Genomic DNA, 16617 nt, shown 5'->3' on the forward strand with positions numbered 1-16617 from the left:
ATGCCCAGGGGGGGCCAGATGGACGTTGATCCAGCAGTACTCGCGGCCGCGGCAGGTCGCACCCGCGCACTCGCCGACGACGCGAACAGCAGGCTGAAAACAACCGAAGCCGACGCATCGGGATCCGTGCGCGGGTGGTCGGTGACCTCGAAACCACAGTTCGACGCCTTCGTCGAGCAGATGTCGACTGCGCGCACCGCCGTGGTGCGGAACCTCGACGACCTCGAACAAGGTCTGAGATTCTCGGCCGACGGATACGCACACGCGGACGCGACCACGGCATCGGCCGTCTCCTCGCACCGGACGCCGCTCCTGAACCTCGACTGAGTTCGCGGCGCTGTCGTCTATCCTTGGCCACGCCTGTGGGGACAGGCAGAACCGGGGGCGGAATGAATCTGGGGGACATCGATCGGTGGGACATCGGCGCGCTCGATGCGCTGGAAGAAACGCTCACGACGCGGATCGCGGTCCTGGCAGACGTGGAGAACGAGCTCGCGGCCATCGAAAGTCTCCCGGGATGGACCGGCGACGCGTCTGCCGCGGCACGGAACGCCTCCGGGCTGACGAGAGCCGACGTCAACCACGACGCAGTCGGGATCGGTGCCGTGCGGGCACTGACCCAGCAGACGCGGGTAGCCGTCGCACACCTGCAGTCGCAACTGGGCGGCCTGCGTGAGACGGCGACGGCCAACTCGATGCTGATCACCGAAGCCGGAGGTGTTCTCGACACGGCGTTCGCCGTACCGCCCACGGACCCATCGGCGCGTGCCGTTCGAGAGAAAATTCGCGCCGACCTGCACGACTCCGCGCATGCGCTGATCATGCAGGCCGTCGACATCGACGCCGACGCCGCGCAGGTGCTGGCCAGAGCAGGCGACGGCACCCTCGTTGGCGACGGTGCCGTCGATCTCGCGTCGAGCCTGACCACGGGAGCCGGTCAGGGCGAGCTGAGCGCACCGTTCCCTCCTCGCGACGCCACCGCATCGCAGGTGGACGCCTACTGGGATGCGTTGCCCGAGGAGCAACGAGCACAGATGATCTCGGAACATCCACAGCTCATCGGCAACCTCGACGGTATTCCGGCGTCGGCGAGGAGCGAAGCCAACATCTCCCAGATCGCCGGAGACCGCGAGCGACTCGAACAGGAGGCGACCGCCCTGCGGGCGAAGCTCGACGACAACACCTTCGGCGGATTCTTCTCCGACGACGACGCCGCGCTCGGACATGTCCAGAACAAACTCGCGGACCTCGAGTCCATCGAGCGATCCCTGAAGGACAACCCAGGCGCGCTGCTGACCGTCTACGACATGACGAGCCACGAGCGTGGACTCGCCGCCATCGCCGTCGGAAACCCGGACAGCGCCGATCACGTCACGGTCACCACACCGGGGCTCGGCACGAACATCGGCGACTCGCTGGAATCAATGGTCCGAGAGGCGAAGAACATCAACGGCGAGATGATGGATCAGCTCGAACTCGCCGGACGTTCGGACGAGACCGTCGCCAACGTCGCGTGGATCGGTTACCAGCCACCGGAACTCGGCGGTGTCAGCTGGTGGGACAGCATCAGCGGAGCCGGCGACGTAGCATCGGACGAGATCGCGAAGGACGGGGGAGCATCGCTGGCGTCCTACTTCCACGGGCTCGATGCTGCGTCCACCAACCCCGACCCGAACATCAGCGCATTCGGCCACTCCTACGGTTCCCTCACCACGTCGGAAGCGCTGCAGCACGGCGGATCCGAGGTGGTGGACAACGCAGTGTTCTACGGTTCACCCGGACTCAATGCAGTCGGGACCTCGGACATGGGCATGGACTACGAGGACGTGTGGGTCATGGATGCCGAAGGCGATTACGTGACGAGCCTCGGCCGACTCGGCCCGTTCTCGCCGTTCGAAGCAGGCCCGTACAACAACAACTACCAAGAGATCTCGACGGCACCCGGAACGACACCCGACGGTATTGCACGCGACGGCGTCGACGATCACTCCGGCTACCCGAGGCTCGGAAGCAACGGTGAACTACGGACGTCGGGATACAACCTCGCCGTCATCGGGATCGGCCGACCGGACCTGGTGATGAAATGAAACGTGCCCTCGCAACAATTCTCGCGATCTTCGCACTGACCACAGGGGGATGCTCGACGGTGAACGAACCACAGCAGCAACCGGACCTCGAATCCGAACTCGCCGCGAAAGGGTCTTTTCTCGACGAAGCTGCGCGGCTCGACCCCGTCGTCGAGGAGATGGCCGACGCAGTGTCCGCGGTCGTTCCTGGCCTGACGTGGCGACGGGTGCGCGAAGGAATGACGATGCCGTGCGAAGCGGTCCCCGGCGACCCGACGAGCGCGACGGCGTACAAACTGCCCAACGTCGCGTTCGACGGCATCATCCCCGACGAGCTGTGGGTGACCGCGCTCGAGCGTGTGCAGGCGATCGCTGCCGGCGTCGGTGCGACACAGTTGGTCGTCCGCGTCGACGAGCCGGGACATCACGACGTGAAGTTGCTCGCCGAGGACAAGACAGAGTTCGGGCTCGGCACACGTGAGGCTGCAGCGCTGTTCTCGCAGACCGGATGCTTCCTGAATGCGTCGGACGAACAAACTCCCGGATCGTGACATCCCCGTCGAACAAGTAGCAGGTATGACCAAGCTCATGCATTCAACCGAAGTATTTTTTTGTTCTCGAAACCAATCCAGGAGCATGTTCCTGCACAATCGTCCTCATGCCATCACGTACGGCGCCCCCTCGCCCACCCGGTAAGAATCGTCCCCTCCACGTTGCCGCGGTCGTCGGCCTGTGGACTGCAGTGCTGATAGCTCTCGCTGCCGCGGCCATGACAGGCAAGTTGTAGCTTCATCTCGGAAATCGAGGGAACCGTTTCACTCCCTGCTGCGTCGAACAGGAATAGAAGGCGTTTGATGCGGATGGCGGCCTGAGGCACGGTCGCCGAACCGAGGGGGTACGGATGCTTCAGGTCGATCCCGACTCGTTGCGTGCGCTGTCGTCGTCACTGACGAGGACAGCCGACGCTGTGGCATCGCTCGACCCGTCGCCGCCGCTACGGGTAGGGGCCGAGGCCATGCCTCACTCGGCGTTCGGGGCTGTCGCGGGCAACTCCGCCGAAACAGTCCTCGCCGCCTACCGCACGGCCGCCGAACGTATCCGTCAGATCGCCGAGGCCGCCGGATCGAGTGCGACGAGCTACGACCGAACCGAGGCTGCCTTCCGCGAGCAACTGCACAAGTTCCTCGGTGAGCAGGCATGACCGTGACCGTCTCGCAACTGCGAGCCTGGAATCCCGCCGCTCTCACCTGCGTCGGGGCCGACATCGCACAGATCAACCGCATGTTCGACGAGTCCCTCCGCAGCGTCACCCGCGCTGCACGCGACACCCTCGAGCGCTGGGAAGGCGACGCCGCCGAAACCGCCCGGGTTCTCGTCGACCAGGTCGCCGACACCCGCATCGTCGACGCCGTCGACGCCTACACCGCGGTGTTCGACGCCGCCGCTCGCGAGATCGCCGCCGTCCGACAGTCCGTTCTCGCGGTCGTCGACACCGCGCTCGCCGGTGGATTCGACGTCCTCGACGACGGCAGCGTGCGCGTCGCCGACCCCGATCTGCAGCAGCGCGCGCAGGGGATCGAAACCCAACTGCAATCCATGCTCAGCAGTGCAGTGGACACCGATTACACCTACGCCACCAAACTGCAGCGCGCAGTCGACGTAGTCCTCGGCCTCCAACCCGTCGCCGAGCCGCAGCCGTACATCCCGGAGATCCGATCGATCCTCCCCGACGAACCCCACGACCTGGCCGAGCTGTGGAGCAGGCTCACCCCGTACGAGCGCGACGGCCTGGCAGTGTGGGACCCGACCATCGGCAACCGCGACGGACTGCCTGCCGACGACAAGTCCCGATACAACACCGTCCTCCTGCGCACCCTCGTGTCCGACGCACGAGACCATGTGGCCGAAGTCGAAGCGCGCCATACCGATTGGCTGCACGACCGCAACCTCCCCAGCGAGAACCACGACGACGCAGCAGCCCTGCGCGACTACGCCCGATGGCTCGACGACCGCGACGCCGCCGAGACAGCCCTCGCCGGATACGACACCGTCCAAGCCGAGCTCAGCCGAGCCGGCGCGCCCACCTACCTGTTGAACATCGACGAACACGGCCGGGGCGCACTGGCATTGAACAACCCCGACACCGCGCACAACGTCGCCACCTACGTGCCGGGAGCATCCACGGTGCTCGCCTCCATCGGACGAGACCTCTCACGCGCGGAGAACCTGCTCGACTCCGCCAACATGGTCAGCGGCGCACGCAACTCGGTCATCGCGTGGCTGGGATACAACGCCCCTCCCACACTGCTCGACGCCACCTCGGACAGCTTCGCCGACGCCGGCGCCCCGCGGCTGGAACGGTTCCAGGAAGGTCTGCGTGCGGCCCACCAAGGCGACGCCGCGCACCACACCGTCCTCGGTCACGGGTACGGCAGCGTCGTCGTCGAACGGGCTTCGTTGGGCGACGGAGACGTCGTCGTGGCCGCAGCCGACACGTCGCTTCCCGGATCGCTCGACGCCACCAGCCCGGTCGAGGGCACCGCGCGTTTCGACGGAAGCAACTACTTCGACCGCGGAAACCCCGCCCTCGACACCATCGGCCGAATCATCGCAGGCAAGGGTGCTGCATGACCCCGATATCCGGCACCGACGCACGAGACAGCGCACTGGACGCACTCGAGAAGTCTCGACGCGCACTGCCGTCGAACGTGCAGTTGAACCGTAGGCACCCCAGCTTCCCGGAATCACAGCTCGCCCCCGGCAAGTTCGAGCCCGCCTACGACGACAACACCACCATCGATGGGCCACATCGCTTCTCGGCCGCGTACTGGGTACTCGGATGCAACGGGCGGGATGCGCTGTCCGTCCTCGCACACGCCTGGGCCGACTGGGGATGGAGCGTCGACGACCGATCTGCCGGCGACCTCGGGTCCGTCCGTGCAACTTCACCCGACGGCTACCGACTGATCGGCAGACTCACCGACGACGAGCGTCTCAGCCTCGCAGTGTCCTCGCCGTCGTTTCCCTACGAGGGGCTGACGCAGGCGGAAACCTGACACCCCTTTTACCGACTCCGCACGCCTGTTCGCCTCAGATCAGGCGTGCGGAGTCGGCAGTAGGGGTGCTAAGTCCCGATAGCATGCTCCACCCTCGACGCTCCGCGAAGTGCACGCGTAAGCGCGAGTTGTCCACACCCCAGACGCTGTTCACCTGCGTGATTTCATGGCGGACTTGTGCCCTAGATTCGGGTCGCGGGCCAGGCGTTCGTACTCGGCTGTGCCCACTCCGTAGAGCGCGACGCGTCCCTCACCGTCGTGGTGCGTGCCCCACCCGTAGCGCTTGCCGAGCGGGGAGGCACGCAGGCACGCCTGATCCTTGGCGAAGAACGCCGCCCGTGCTGCGTCCATCTCGCTCGGCGGAACGCTGGTTCTCGCGGCGTGAACGGCGAACAGCACGTCGTCCGAGCTCATCTCGTACGGGGCCTGCGAGAGCAGTTCGTACTGCAGCCTCGCAATCGTGGGATTTCCGCGCCCGGCAGGCGGCTCCTCGCCCTCGGTGGCCGGGCAGTCCGGGGCTGCCTCGATGAAGACATTGCGATAATCGGTGCTCATGGCGACATCGTCACCCACAGGCGGCGACTGCGTATTGCACAATTGCGACATGGTTCGACACCCGGTGGATCGACCGATCGACGTGACCGAACGATCCGGCGTGCTCGCTCCGGCCAACCTGCCCTTGTTCGACGCGCAGTGGTTCACGCCTGCGCAGTCCGTGCGCGACGTCGTCGACACGTACTGGAGCGTCGAGTGGAACCTCCCGGACGGAACGGACATCGATCAGCAGGTGCTCGAATTCCCGGCCGTCACGCTGAGCATCGAATCCGGCTCGGTTCCCGCACCGTTCGTCCTGACCAACGTCCAACGCCGGGCATGGTCGAGAACGATCCGCGGAACAGGCAGGGTCTTCGGAATCCGTTTGCGCCCCGCAGGACTGGGAGTGCTGTCCGACCTCGACCCGTCGAGCGTGGAACAGGAGCAACCCGTCACCGCCGATCTGGACACCGTCCTCACCCGACATCTGACGACGATCGCAGCCGAAACGTCCCCCTCGGATCGCGCCGAACGAGCAGACCGTCTGATCGAGGATCTGCTGCAGAAGCACCCGATCTCCGAGTCCCGGCTCCTCGCGAACGCTGTGGTGACCGACCTGGCAGAGAACGTTCGATCGAGAACCGGACCCGCCCTCGCACACCGGCTCGGCGTCAGCGAACGCGCAATACAGCGTGCGCTGAAGGAGACACTGGGCATGGGCCCCAAGGCAGTGGCCCGACGCATCCGCCTGCAGGAAGTCGTACGCAGACTGTCACTTCCCGACGCCGACGTCAGCGCCATCGCCGCAGCCCTCGACTATACCGACCAGGCACATCTCATCCGCGACTTCAAAGGCGTCGCAGGAACAACACCGGGGCAGTACATCCGGGCAATGCATTCTGCCGGCGGGTCTTCCGGTTGAGCGGTCTACGGCACCGGCAGCGGGCTCAGGGCATGACTGTAGGCGGCACATGTCAAGCTCTGTGCCGCTGTGGGTCTGCTCCGGAGCTGCCCTATTCTCGGGCGGCCCCTGGGTTGTCGGGTTCTGGGTCGTTGGTTTCGGGGTCGTTGGTTTCAGTATCGGTGGAGTCGAGGGGACCGAACAGGGGGAGTTCCGGGATGGGTCGGATGTACTCGTCGGGGTGGTGATAGTGATTGAGTAGCCCACGTCGAAGTGGATCGAGCGTTGTCGGGGAATGCCATAGCGTGCGACCTGGATAGGGGTGGTCGGGGCCGGCCTTGGTCGTGGCCCAGTCGGTGTCCTTCGGGCCGACCAGGGGATGATGCCGATCGCATCCGAAAGTGAGGTCCTCGATATCGGTGTTTCCACCGGCCGCCCACTCTTCGATGTGGTGGACCTGGCTCCACGTTGCAGGACGGGTGCAGCCAGGGAAGCTGCATCCACGATCGGCTGCTATCAACACGATTCGTTGGTCCGGTGACGCCAATCGCTTGGCGCGCCGAAGTTGCAGCGGGCGTTCGTCGTTGTCGAAGATGACCAAGCACTGATAGGCGTGCGACGCCATCCGAATGGCATCCCGCATCCCCACCAGAGACCCGGTTGCGGTCACCGCATGGCCCGAAGCGGCTTCGAGATCCTTGACGCTCATCGTCAACACGGCTGTCACCGGAAGTCCCCTGTGCATCCCTAACTTCCCGGATGCGAGCATCTGCCGGAACACCATCTTCATCGCGTCGTGCTGCCGTCGCCCTTTGCCCCGATGATCTCGACGCGCCCGCGCTGCCGCCTCTTCATTGACCGGTTCGCCCTCGGCGCGCTGGCTGTCGTCCGTGACGTCTGTCGGGACGCTCGACTGATCAGGTCGATCGTCACCACTATCCGCGTCATCAGGTGGGTCGACGACCGGTGGGGGATCTGCGGGATTGGCCTGTCCGGGTTTCGCCCATTTGTCGAATACAGCCTCGATGTATGCACGCAGTTCAGAGTCGACGACCATCTTTCCGCGGGACAAGCCGTCAGCTCCCTGTTCGTCGAACTGGACGTAGCATCGATCCGCGACCCGCGCGGGGTCTTCGTCATCTCCGTCGGGGTCGATCAGGTCGTACAAGCGCGAGGCAGCTGCCTTCAGGTGGTCCGGGCTGAGCTGGCGTGCCAGTTCTGCCAGCTGTGCCTCTGCTTTCTCCCTCGTCTCGATGTCGACCTTCGATCCCAGACGCCAGAAGAACTTTCTGATGATCTGTTGATGCTCCTCGTTGATCAGCCCGTCCTCTGCGCCGCGAAGAGTGTTCGGTGACAACGGTTCCAAACGCTCACCCGTGATGGATGTGCGCTCACCGAACTCCATGGCCAAGCGGATACGTTGCCCTGCGCGCGATCCGGAGGATCGCAACAACACCGACAGTGCTTCAGGGACCGATCCGTAGATGTCGTCCAAGCCGCGCTGGTCGACGAGATCTGCGATCCAGGTGTGGCTGTACGCGAACAGTTTGTGCCGAACCACTTCCATGCGCACCAGCAGAGCGCGTCGGTCCGCATTGTCCAGCCCGGCTGTCTGCATGCGACCGACTTCCTCGACGCCTCTTTCGATCATCTCGACGACCTCGCGCAGGGACGAGGGACCGACGACAGGAACACCGTCACCGGATGCTCGCCAATGTGACTGTGTATCAGTGACAATCGTGGACTGGGCCACTGCTTCTGAATCTCCCCCTGAAAGCATGTGAGAAGACTATCCGGTGCCACCGACAAGTTTTCGAACATCAGTGCGAAAGCCGCCACGATCCTTGTGGGCGCGATGCGTTCTGCCGGTAAAGCTTCCGACTAGTCGTCGTGTGATCGGCGCTTCCTGAGCGCGTATACGACGGCACCCGCTGCGAGCACGCCTGCGCCCACTGCCACCGATGACACAGGTAACGAGAACGCCAGCACGAGGCAACCCACGAGGCCGATCACAGGAACGACGCGCGCTGGGCGGCCCTCGGCGCGAGACATGGTCAACGCCGACGCATTGGTCACCGCGTAATAAGCGAGCACTGCGAACGACGAGAAGCCGATCGCGGCACGAATGTCGACGGTGGCTGCCGTGGCGGCGACGACCACGCCGACCATCAACTCTGCTCGATGAGGTACGTCGAACCGCGGGTGCACCGCCGCCAGAACATGCGGAAGGTTCCGGTCACGGGCCATTGCGAAAGTGGTTCGTGAGACGCCGAGTACAAGCGCGAGCAACGATCCCAGCGCTGCCACTGCAGCGGTCGCACTCACCACAGGAACCAACCAGGATCGACCGGTGGCGCGGGCCGCGTCGGAAATCGGTGCGCTTGCGTGCGCGAGCCCCGACGGGCCGAGCACCCACAGCAGCGCAGTGGCGACCGAGGTGTACAGGGCCAAGGTCAGGGCGAGCGCGATCGGTATCGCTCGGGGGATGGTACGAGCCGGATCGTGGACCTCCTCACCCAACGTCGCGATGCGCGCATAGCCGGCGAAGGCGAAGAACAACAGGCCCGCACCCTGCAGCACACCTGCGGTGGTGACATCGGTCGCCGACACTCCCACCGAATGCCCGGGCGAGTACGACAGCGATACCACCACGACCACAACGAGTACCGTGACGACCACGGCGACGATGATTCGCGCCAACCACGCGGACTTCTGTATTCCGACGTAGTTGACAGCGGTCAGCCCGAGCACCGCCGCCGCAGCCACTGCATGCGCGTGTTCGGGCCATGCGTACATACCGACCGTCAATGCCATTGCGGCACAGGACGCACTCTTGCCCACGACGAATCCCCACCCGGCGATGTAACCCCAGAACTCGCCGAGACGCTCACGGCCGTATACGTACGTTCCTCCCGACGAGGGATACAACGCGGCAAGCCGTGCCGACGACGTCGCATTGCAATAGGCGACCACGGCGGCGACGGCCAATGCAACGAGCACACCCGATCCCGCAGCCCGAGCGGCGGGAGCCAGCGCCGCGAAGATTCCAGCGCCGATCATGGCGCCCAATCCGACGGTCACTGCATCGACAAGCCCGAGTCGACGACGGAGTTCACCGCCAGGAACAGTCACAATTCAACCGAAAGACTCTCGGTGCTCGGCCTGACACGGCCGGCCGAGGAACGAGCAGGTGAGGTCCAACCCGATGCCGTTCTGAGCGACATGAAAGGCACTTCCGGAGTGATCACTTGCCTGATCCTGCCTGAGGGCGGAACGAACTGCGAGAAGGAAAAATCAGTGGCGGGGCCTGCGAGGATGAACTGGTGATCGAGAACCCGTCCATTCTGCAGTTCCGCCGCCTCGCGCAGTCGTCGCCGTGGCTGTGGACGAGCGTCGAACTCACCCGTTCGCCAGATCGATTCGATACCGGTGTCCACGCGTGGATCCGTCGGCCAGGGGCAATGCGGGTGGAAGAGAACGGCGGTCGCGTCGTCGTGCACAAAGCGCGCAGACCGTTCGACGGTGCCATGGCGACGAGGAACGACGGGCGCTTACTGCCGGTGCAGGGTCGCTGGCCGTCCACAGTGGTTCCGATATATGACGCCGACGGTCTCGTCGAGAGCGTGCCGCCCGAGACTCACGGCCCGTCGGTGGAGTGGGACGACCCGATGTTCGACGACTACCTCTGGGTCGCGATGCTCAACCCCGTCGAACTGGCCAGATCCGCCCACGACACGACTTCCGGTCCGACGGTCGATCTGGCGAACGTGGCCGTGGTGACTCACCACGGCCGCGCGGCCTGGGAAGCGGTCGCCACCCCGACCGCCGCGTACGACCCACGGTGCGACTGCTGCCCGATGCTCGCGGGAGAGTTCGTCGACGACGAATGGATACCCGGATCACCGTCGACCGTGCGACTGGACGTCCGTACAGGGATTTGCGTTTACCTCGAAACCGAAGGATCTGCGCGGGACCTCGACATCCTGAACGTCGACACCGCAATGCCGGACGCACTGTTCGAGAAGTAGATCAGCGAAAAGTCCAGCCACGCCTGATCAAGAAGCTGCCCACGAACCAGCCGACGAGCGCGCACGCGGCCGGAACGCCGATCACGAACAGCATCGGCGTTTCGGTCGCACTCTCGACAAATGTTGTTCGACTGCCGGATTCGACGAACACGTAGTCGGACCGGTACGGACCGGTGGGCAACGCGGACAGTGCCACCACTACGAGCAGGCCGACGGCAGCATCGAAGAGGGCGAGCAACCGCCGCAGATCACGCATGGTTCAAGCCTAGGTCCTCGACTCGATCAGGAGCGTGGGTCGAGGGTCACCTTCACCGAGACGGAAGACCCGTCCTTGCGGGTGACGGCGTGGCCGGTGCGGGTGGCGCCGTCGAGGTCGATGGAGATGGGACCGCCGTCGGGGTAGAAGTTCCGCCACCAGTTCTTCTTGTCCGGCATCGCGACGCCGATGATCACGTCGTCGCCGCGACGGCGGTAGCCCACCAGGACGCTGAACTTCTTGCCGGACTTGCGGCCCGTGTAGGTGACCTCGGTGATTGTGCCCGAAACGAGTTTGCCGATGATCGGGGCGTTCAACAGCGGACGTACGAGCGCATTGAACCGAGCGGCGACGCGCTGGAATGTGTTCATAGCCGTGATCCTGCCTGGGAACCGACGGCCGTGCACCCACGCGGACCCGCTCGATTCCACCTCCGAGGTGGTCCAGCCTGCCACGAGAAGCCGTCGGGCATCGGTGTCGATCGGCGCGAGGCCCGCTGAGACGGACGGACACGATCGGGTCAAGAATTTCATCTGATTCGACCCAGTAACGAACAGCGGGCCCAAGAAGACATAAAGTGTCGAGGGACACGAAGGCCGCATGCGTGCGGGGGACGAACTAACACGGCTCAGGACCGGCCGGGAACTGGAATCGACTTCGAGATGAAGCTTTCTTCACTACGCGCCGCTGCACTCATCGCGGCAGGCACACTGGCAATGACCGCTCTCGGCGGCGTCGCGACGGCCGAGCCCGCGAAGGCGCCTGCAGTCTCGTCGATCGACAAGGACGGGCGGAACTGGAACCTTCAGGTCTACTCCGCCGCGATGAACAAGGACATCACCGTCGAGGTTCAGCGCCCTCTGGACGAGTCCACGCCTGCTCCCAACGCGTACCTGCTCAGCGGCCTCGATGCAGGCGAAGGATCGGCAAGCTGGCAGCAGCAGACCGACGCGCTCGAATTCTTCTCCGACAAGCACGTCAACCTCGTCCTCCCCATCGGTGGCAAGGGCAGCTACTACGCCGATTGGAAGCAGGAAGACCCGGTCCTCGGCGTCAACAAGTGGCAGACGTTCCTCACCGAGGAACTGCCTCCGCTGCTCGACGAAACTCTGGGCTCCACCGGCAAGAACTCGATCGCCGGTGTCTCCACCTCCGGTACCTCGGTTCTGCAGCTCGCCGAAGCCAAGCCCGGCCTGTACGGCGCGGTCGCGGCATACAGCGGATGCGCACAGATCGCCGATCCCATCGGCCGCCAGTTCGTGAAGTTCTCGGTCGAGACATGGAAGGGTGGCAACACCATCAACATGTACGGCCCGGACAACGACCCCGCATGGGTCGAGAACGACCCGGTCGTCAACGCCGAGAAGCTCCGCGGCACCGAGCTGTACATCTCCAGCGGTAACGGTAACCCGCAGCCCGAGGACATTCGGTACTACACCGAGGGCAACGGACCCCAGGGCGTCATCAACCTCGGTCTCGGCATCGTCATCGAAGGCGCCACCAACTTCTGCTCGCACAACCTGAAGAACAAGCTGGACTCCGTCGGCATCCCGGCGACGTACCAGTTCCCGCCGGTCGGCACGCACTACTGGCCGTACTGGGAGCAGGCACTGAAGGACTCGTGGCCGGTGCTCGCTAAGGGCATGGGAATCTGATTCCCATCCACCTCTCTACTGCCCCCGACCCGTCATGGGTCGGGGGCAATTTTGTGCTCGAATGCGGCAAGGTGAAGGTGTGAAGAAGTTCGTCACCGCAGCGGTACTGCTGATGCTCGGCGCCGCAGGGCTGTTCAACGGCATCGCCCTGGTCTCCGATCCCGACGGCGGCACCCTGGGCCTGAGCGTCGACATGCTCCCCGAATGGCACACCTGGGACTACCGCTACGCAGGCGCCTTCGTGCTCGTAGCCCTCGGAATCGCGCCCCTGGTGTGCGCGGCGGGCGTGATCGTCGACACCCCCGGCGCACGTGTCGTCGCCGGCGTGGTCGGCGTCATCGCTGTCGGGTGGACACTGTGGCAGTACCTCGTGCTCGACATCTGGGCGCCCCGTGCGTACACGGGACTGACGCTCATCGGTTTGTTGCTTGCCGTCGGAGGCATCGAGGCGCTGTTCACGGGGAGGCGTCGGATCGAACGATAAGACCTCACATAAGGGTGAGGGGTTGTGGAAACCGGAGTGCTGATGTACTTTGGCGATAGTTCTCCGCCGACCTGATCTGGTCCGCGTCGAGGACCATCCCGCGGAAAATTCTGAGCTTCCGCCTACCTTGCGCATCGGCGCAATCCTCGAAAGTAGATTCTCATGACCACAGCACACGCCACACCTGTATCGAATGCCGCGTCCGAGTCGGAACTACGTCCTGTCTCCGGCATCGTCGACATACACGGAAACGCCGCATTCCTGCGGACCACCGGCTACCTGCCGGGGCCGATCGACGTGCAGATATCGTCGAACATCCTGCGGCAGAACGGATTACGAAAGGGTGACCTCGTCACCGGCACCGCACGTCCACCGGACAAGTCACGATCTAAGCTCGACTCACTTGTCCGAGTCGACGACATCAACGGCCGAGACGCCAGGGAGAAGCGCCCGAAGTTCGACGCATTGACCCCGCTGTACCCCAATCAGCGTCTACGGCTCGAAACCACTCCCGACCGCCTGTCCACCCGCATCGTCGACCTCGTGATGCCCATCGGCAAAGGTCAACGCGCGCTTGTCCAATCGCCGCCCAAGGCCGGTAAGACCACGATGGTCAAGGACATCGCCGCCGCCATCGCAACCAACCATCCCGAATGCCATCTCATGGTGGTCCTCGTCGACGAACGCCCGGAAGAAGTGACCGACATGATGCGATCGGTGAAGGGTGAAGTGATCGCATCGACATTCGACAGGCCGCCGACGGACCACACGGCCGTGGCGGAGCTGGCGATCGAGCGCGCCAAGCGTCTCGTCGAGAACGGCGAAGACGTTGTGGTGCTTCTGGATTCCATCACCCGGCTCGGTCGGGCGTACAACAACTCGTCACCCGCGTCGGGCCGGATTCTCTCCGGAGGAATCGACTCGACAGCGCTCTATCCGCCGAAACGTTTCCTGGGTGCCGCTCGCAACATCGAGAACGGTGGATCGCTCACCATCATCGCAACAGCCCTCGTCGAAACCGGATCTCAAGGTGACACAGTCATTTTCGAGGAGTTCAAAGGCACCGGCAATGCCGACCTCAAACTCGATCGCAAGATCGCCGAACGGCGAATCTTCCCAGCCATCGACGTCAACCCGTCGGGAACGAGGAAAGACGAACTGCTGATGTCGGCCGAGGAGTACTCGGCCGTGCAGAAAGTCCGACACCTGCTCAGCGGCCTCGACTCGCAGCAAGCAATCGAACTACTCGTGACGCAACTCGCGAAAACCCGGTCCAATCACGAATTCCTCACGCGCGCAGTCACTGCTCGCTAGTTCGGGGCCGGTCGCTGCGTAGAACGGCAAAGACGAGAGTGTCGGTCCACTCGTCTTTACTCCGCCAGTCCTCGCGGAAATGCGCTTCGCGACGCATGCCCACGCGCTCGGCCAATCGCGCCGACGCGGTGTTGCGGCCGTCCATCTGAGCGGTCGCCCGGTGCACACGATCCAACGCGAACACCTCATTCAACAGGGCCTCTACCGCTTCGCTGGCGTACCCCCGGCCGGAGTAGCTGGGCGAGAATACCCACCCGAGTTCTACGGTGTGATCGGTGTCGTTGACGAACCACGCCGCTACGTTACCGATGACGTGTTCGTCCAGTTCCACGACAAGATTCAGAGCGCCATCGGCCAGGGCCTTTCGATCTTGCCGCTCTCGAACGGCCTTGGCTGCGTCATCCGCCGTCCATGGTCCGTGTAGCAGGTACCGACACACGTCGTCGTCGGAGTAGAACTCGAGCAGCTGAGCCTCATCGCCGGAACGGTATGGGCGCAGCCTCAATCTTTCGGTGCGAACGATCACTTCTGAGTCGGAGAGTTCTTCGCTTCGAGGAACATCTGCAGAAACGATGTTCCCGGCGTCGTAGTCGGCTGTTCGTCGCGCTCCTCAGGCCCGGCGTCGTCGCCCGTCATCGCGGCGACCCCTGCGGATCCAGGGTGTCGACGATCAGGTGACCGGCACCGAGGACGTCGAGGATCATGCGTACGGGCCTGGTCGGCGCGAAGATGCGAACCTCGGCGGTGGTGGCCATGACCGCGTCGACGATGACGCTGGCGGCTCCGGAGTAGATGAACGTGACAGCCGACAGGTCGACGCGTACATCCGAGTGCTCGGAGGTGAGCGCCTCGATGCTGTCCATCAAAGGCAAGCGCGCGGTCATGTCCAACTCGCCGGTGGCCCGAAGCACCGCGAAGTCGGAGGAGTAGGACTCGGTGTCGATCGTGAACCGAGGAGCGTGCTCCTGTGGGTCGGAAGCAAGGTCGACGGACAGTGGATGTGCTGCAGTGATCATGTTCTCTGCCTTCGCGTCGTGAGTTCGTCGAGGACAACTCTCGCAGTCGAAGGTCTCGCCACCATAAATCGTTGCATCACGGTGCGATAACCGAGTTATCACAGAAAGGTAACGAGCCGCCGAGCGGTCAGATGGGCCGGTATCTCAAGGCCCGAAACCACAGTGCATACAGCGGCCGACGACCTGCCCCGAGAACCGTGCGCGGCTTCGACCGGGCCGTGGCCGACCTACCGATCACCGACGGGCTCGCCGCCCACGACCAACCGCGTCCGGTCGGCGCCAACTGTACGGCCAGCTTTGCGACCACGGTATCGGCGGTCGAGTACTCCGGCAACGGGCCGGTGAACGCTCCGAACGCCGCCGACATCGACGTGCACAACTCCATCGAAGTATTCGAGGGTGGAGGCAGGATGAAATGCAGGTGTGCTCGCGAATGCGTCCGGCACAGTGCCTCGAATACCTCCCCGGCCCACCCGTCGGACTCCCCGCCGGCGGACAACAACACAGCCGTGATCGACTGCGCGCTCTCCACATCAGGGAGCGTCGACATGCCGTGGTCCGGGTTCATGGCGTCAATAGTGGACTATCGAGACGATTCGGGTGAGCTATTCGCTCGACGCGATTCTCATGCGCAGACCGGCGGCGTCGGCCACCTGATCCGCCATGATCCTGGCTGAGTCGGCCGTTGGATGGATTCCGTCGAACGTCGCGCCCGGTCGTTTCAACGTCGACGCGAAATCGACCAGTGGGATCCCCCGTTGAGCCGCAAGGGTTCTGATCGCAGTGTCGAGCCGATCGTCCGTCGCCGATCGCGACCGCGGCACCGTCGTCAGAACAACGGTCTCGATGTCCCGCGCCCTGTCCAGGATGAAACGGAGATTGTCCATTGTCTGCTCGAGCGGCACTCCGCGGGCCTGATCGTTCGTACCACCGCCCACGACCAGCACCTGGGGATTCGAGTCCAGGACTTCGTCGATACGGGCCCGGATCTGGGCGGTCGTCTGCCCTCGTCGACCTGCATTGATTCCATCGGCGCCCCGAGCGTCCGCCCCGCACACAAGATGGGAATACCACGAGGTGTCACCGTGAATTCCCCACCCGACGGCCGAATTTCCCTCCGCGATGGAATCTCCCAGTGCGGCGATGCGAGTGCCACCACCGGAGGTACTCCAGCCGAAGCATTCGGCATTCCATACATACAGCGCAGGCTTCCGGAGGGGGCCGAGGAGTAGTCCCGCGACGATCACCAGCAGAACTCCCCCGGCGAGGAGGAGGCGATATCGTCGCGTCTTCAGCACGCCCGAATT

The 16617-nt window shown here is 64.2% G+C and carries 20 protein-coding genes and 1 pseudogene; 12 read left to right on the forward strand and 9 right to left on the reverse strand.

The genetic code is table 11. The features are described 5' to 3' along the window. Positions 1-18 precede the first annotated feature (18 nt). The 7 genes from ACFULT_RS04575 (at position 19) to ACFULT_RS04605 (ending at position 5122) form a co-directional block, all read left to right on the forward strand. The gene (locus ACFULT_RS04575) at positions 19-327 is read left to right on the forward strand and encodes a WXG100 family type VII secretion target (RefSeq protein WP_037107192.1); all 309 of its coding nucleotides are present in this window, start codon (positions 19-21) and stop codon (positions 325-327) included. Between the two features lie 62 nt (positions 328-389). Continuing rightward, the gene (locus ACFULT_RS04580; RefSeq protein WP_378480765.1) at positions 390-2087 is read left to right on the forward strand and encodes an alpha/beta hydrolase; all 1698 of its coding nucleotides are present in this window, start codon (positions 390-392) and stop codon (positions 2085-2087) included. Beyond that, positions 2084-2617: an LppA family lipoprotein gene (locus ACFULT_RS04585; protein ID WP_378480766.1), complete on the forward strand. Its 534-nt coding sequence runs from the start codon at positions 2084-2086 to the stop codon at positions 2615-2617. The genes ACFULT_RS04580 and ACFULT_RS04585 overlap by 4 nt, the downstream gene beginning before the upstream one ends. Positions 2618-2724: 107 nt before the next feature. Further along, complete coding sequence (locus ACFULT_RS04590; protein ID WP_254924982.1) at positions 2725-2853, forward strand: hypothetical protein; 129 nt, start codon at positions 2725-2727, stop codon at positions 2851-2853. Positions 2854-2967: 114 nt separating this feature from the next. Continuing rightward, the gene (locus ACFULT_RS04595) at positions 2968-3267 is read left to right on the forward strand and encodes a type VII secretion target (protein ID WP_094719748.1); all 300 of its coding nucleotides are present in this window, start codon (positions 2968-2970) and stop codon (positions 3265-3267) included. Continuing rightward, the gene (locus ACFULT_RS04600) at positions 3264-4697 is read left to right on the forward strand and encodes an alpha/beta hydrolase (protein ID WP_378480767.1); all 1434 of its coding nucleotides are present in this window, start codon (positions 3264-3266) and stop codon (positions 4695-4697) included. Before ACFULT_RS04595 ends, ACFULT_RS04600 begins: the two co-directional genes overlap by 4 nt. Beyond that, positions 4694-5122: a hypothetical protein gene (locus ACFULT_RS04605; protein WP_378480768.1), complete on the forward strand. Its 429-nt coding sequence runs from the start codon at positions 4694-4696 to the stop codon at positions 5120-5122. The genes ACFULT_RS04600 and ACFULT_RS04605 overlap by 4 nt, the downstream gene beginning before the upstream one ends. A gap of 150 nt (positions 5123-5272) precedes the next feature. On the opposite strand, the gene ACFULT_RS04610 is transcribed toward ACFULT_RS04605, so the two are convergent. After that, a complete protein-coding gene (locus ACFULT_RS04610) occupies positions 5273-5677 on the reverse strand; it encodes a DUF6157 family protein (protein ID WP_255122725.1) in 405 nt (134 codons plus the stop codon). 49 nt (positions 5678-5726) lie between these two features. On the opposite strand from ACFULT_RS04610, the gene ACFULT_RS04615 reads away from it, so the two are divergent. Continuing rightward, positions 5727-6578: a helix-turn-helix domain-containing protein gene (locus ACFULT_RS04615; protein WP_378480769.1), complete on the forward strand. Its 852-nt coding sequence runs from the start codon at positions 5727-5729 to the stop codon at positions 6576-6578. 91 nt (positions 6579-6669) lie between these two features. Here the strand turns inward: ACFULT_RS04615 and ACFULT_RS04620 are convergent, their stop codons facing one another. Both ACFULT_RS04620 and ACFULT_RS04625 read right to left on the reverse strand, forming a co-directional pair. Beyond that, positions 6670-8208: a DUF222 domain-containing protein gene (locus ACFULT_RS04620; RefSeq protein WP_378480770.1), complete on the reverse strand. Its 1539-nt coding sequence runs from the start codon at positions 8206-8208 to the stop codon at positions 6670-6672. A 230-nt stretch (positions 8209-8438) separates the two neighbouring features. After that, positions 8439-9692 (reverse strand): APC family permease, encoded by a 1254-nt coding sequence (locus ACFULT_RS04625; RefSeq protein WP_094719743.1) that lies wholly within the window; start codon positions 9690-9692, stop codon positions 8439-8441. Between the two features lie 188 nt (positions 9693-9880). Between ACFULT_RS04625 and ACFULT_RS04630 the strand changes: the two genes are divergently transcribed. Continuing rightward, entirely contained in the window at positions 9881-10585 is a 705-nt protein-coding gene (locus ACFULT_RS04630) for a hypothetical protein (RefSeq protein WP_378480771.1), read from the forward strand. Between the two features lies 1 nt (position 10586). On the opposite strand, the gene ACFULT_RS04635 is transcribed toward ACFULT_RS04630, so the two are convergent. Together ACFULT_RS04635 and ACFULT_RS04640 are read right to left on the reverse strand one after the other, a co-directional pair. Beyond that, positions 10587-10841, reverse strand: a complete 255-nt coding sequence (locus ACFULT_RS04635; RefSeq protein WP_378480772.1) for a hypothetical protein — start codon at positions 10839-10841, stop codon at positions 10587-10589. A gap of 26 nt (positions 10842-10867) precedes the next feature. Beyond that, entirely contained in the window at positions 10868-11212 is a 345-nt protein-coding gene (locus ACFULT_RS04640) for a hypothetical protein (RefSeq protein WP_037107322.1), read from the reverse strand. Between the two features lie 291 nt (positions 11213-11503). Between ACFULT_RS04640 and ACFULT_RS04645 the strand changes: the two genes are divergently transcribed. The 3 genes and pseudogenes from ACFULT_RS04645 to rho form a co-directional block, all read left to right on the forward strand. Next, positions 11504-12496, forward strand: a complete 993-nt coding sequence (locus ACFULT_RS04645) for an alpha/beta hydrolase family protein (protein WP_037107223.1) — start codon at positions 11504-11506, stop codon at positions 12494-12496. 79 nt (positions 12497-12575) lie between these two features. Then, complete coding sequence (locus tag ACFULT_RS04650; protein ID WP_378480773.1) at positions 12576-12980, forward strand: hypothetical protein; 405 nt, start codon at positions 12576-12578, stop codon at positions 12978-12980. A gap of 213 nt (positions 12981-13193) precedes the next feature. Beyond that, positions 13194-14294, forward strand: a pseudogene (gene rho, locus ACFULT_RS04655) (transcription termination factor Rho); the annotation flags it as partial. Here rho and ACFULT_RS04660 read toward each other — a convergent pair. From ACFULT_RS04660 to ACFULT_RS04675, 4 genes are all read right to left on the reverse strand, one after another. Beyond that, positions 14281-14820, reverse strand: a complete 540-nt coding sequence (locus ACFULT_RS04660) for a GNAT family N-acetyltransferase (protein WP_378480774.1) — start codon at positions 14818-14820, stop codon at positions 14281-14283. The pseudogene rho and the gene ACFULT_RS04660 overlap by 14 nt on opposite strands. 106 nt (positions 14821-14926) lie before the next feature. Continuing rightward, positions 14927-15310 carry an STAS domain-containing protein gene (locus ACFULT_RS04665; RefSeq protein WP_378480775.1) on the reverse strand — a complete coding sequence of 128 codons (384 nt, stop codon included), beginning with the start codon at positions 15308-15310 and terminating at the stop codon, positions 14927-14929. A 127-nt stretch (positions 15311-15437) separates the two neighbouring features. Continuing rightward, positions 15438-15878, reverse strand: a complete 441-nt coding sequence (locus ACFULT_RS04670) for a hypothetical protein (RefSeq protein ID WP_378480776.1) — start codon at positions 15876-15878, stop codon at positions 15438-15440. 37 nt (positions 15879-15915) lie between these two features. After that, a complete protein-coding gene (locus ACFULT_RS04675) occupies positions 15916-16608 on the reverse strand; it encodes an SGNH/GDSL hydrolase family protein (protein WP_378480777.1) in 693 nt (230 codons plus the stop codon). Positions 16609-16617 lie beyond the last annotated feature (9 nt).

The organism is Rhodococcus sp. NPDC057297 (assembly GCF_042667435.1).
In the GTDB taxonomy this organism is placed as follows: Bacteria; Actinomycetota; Actinomycetes; order Mycobacteriales; family Mycobacteriaceae; genus Rhodococcoides.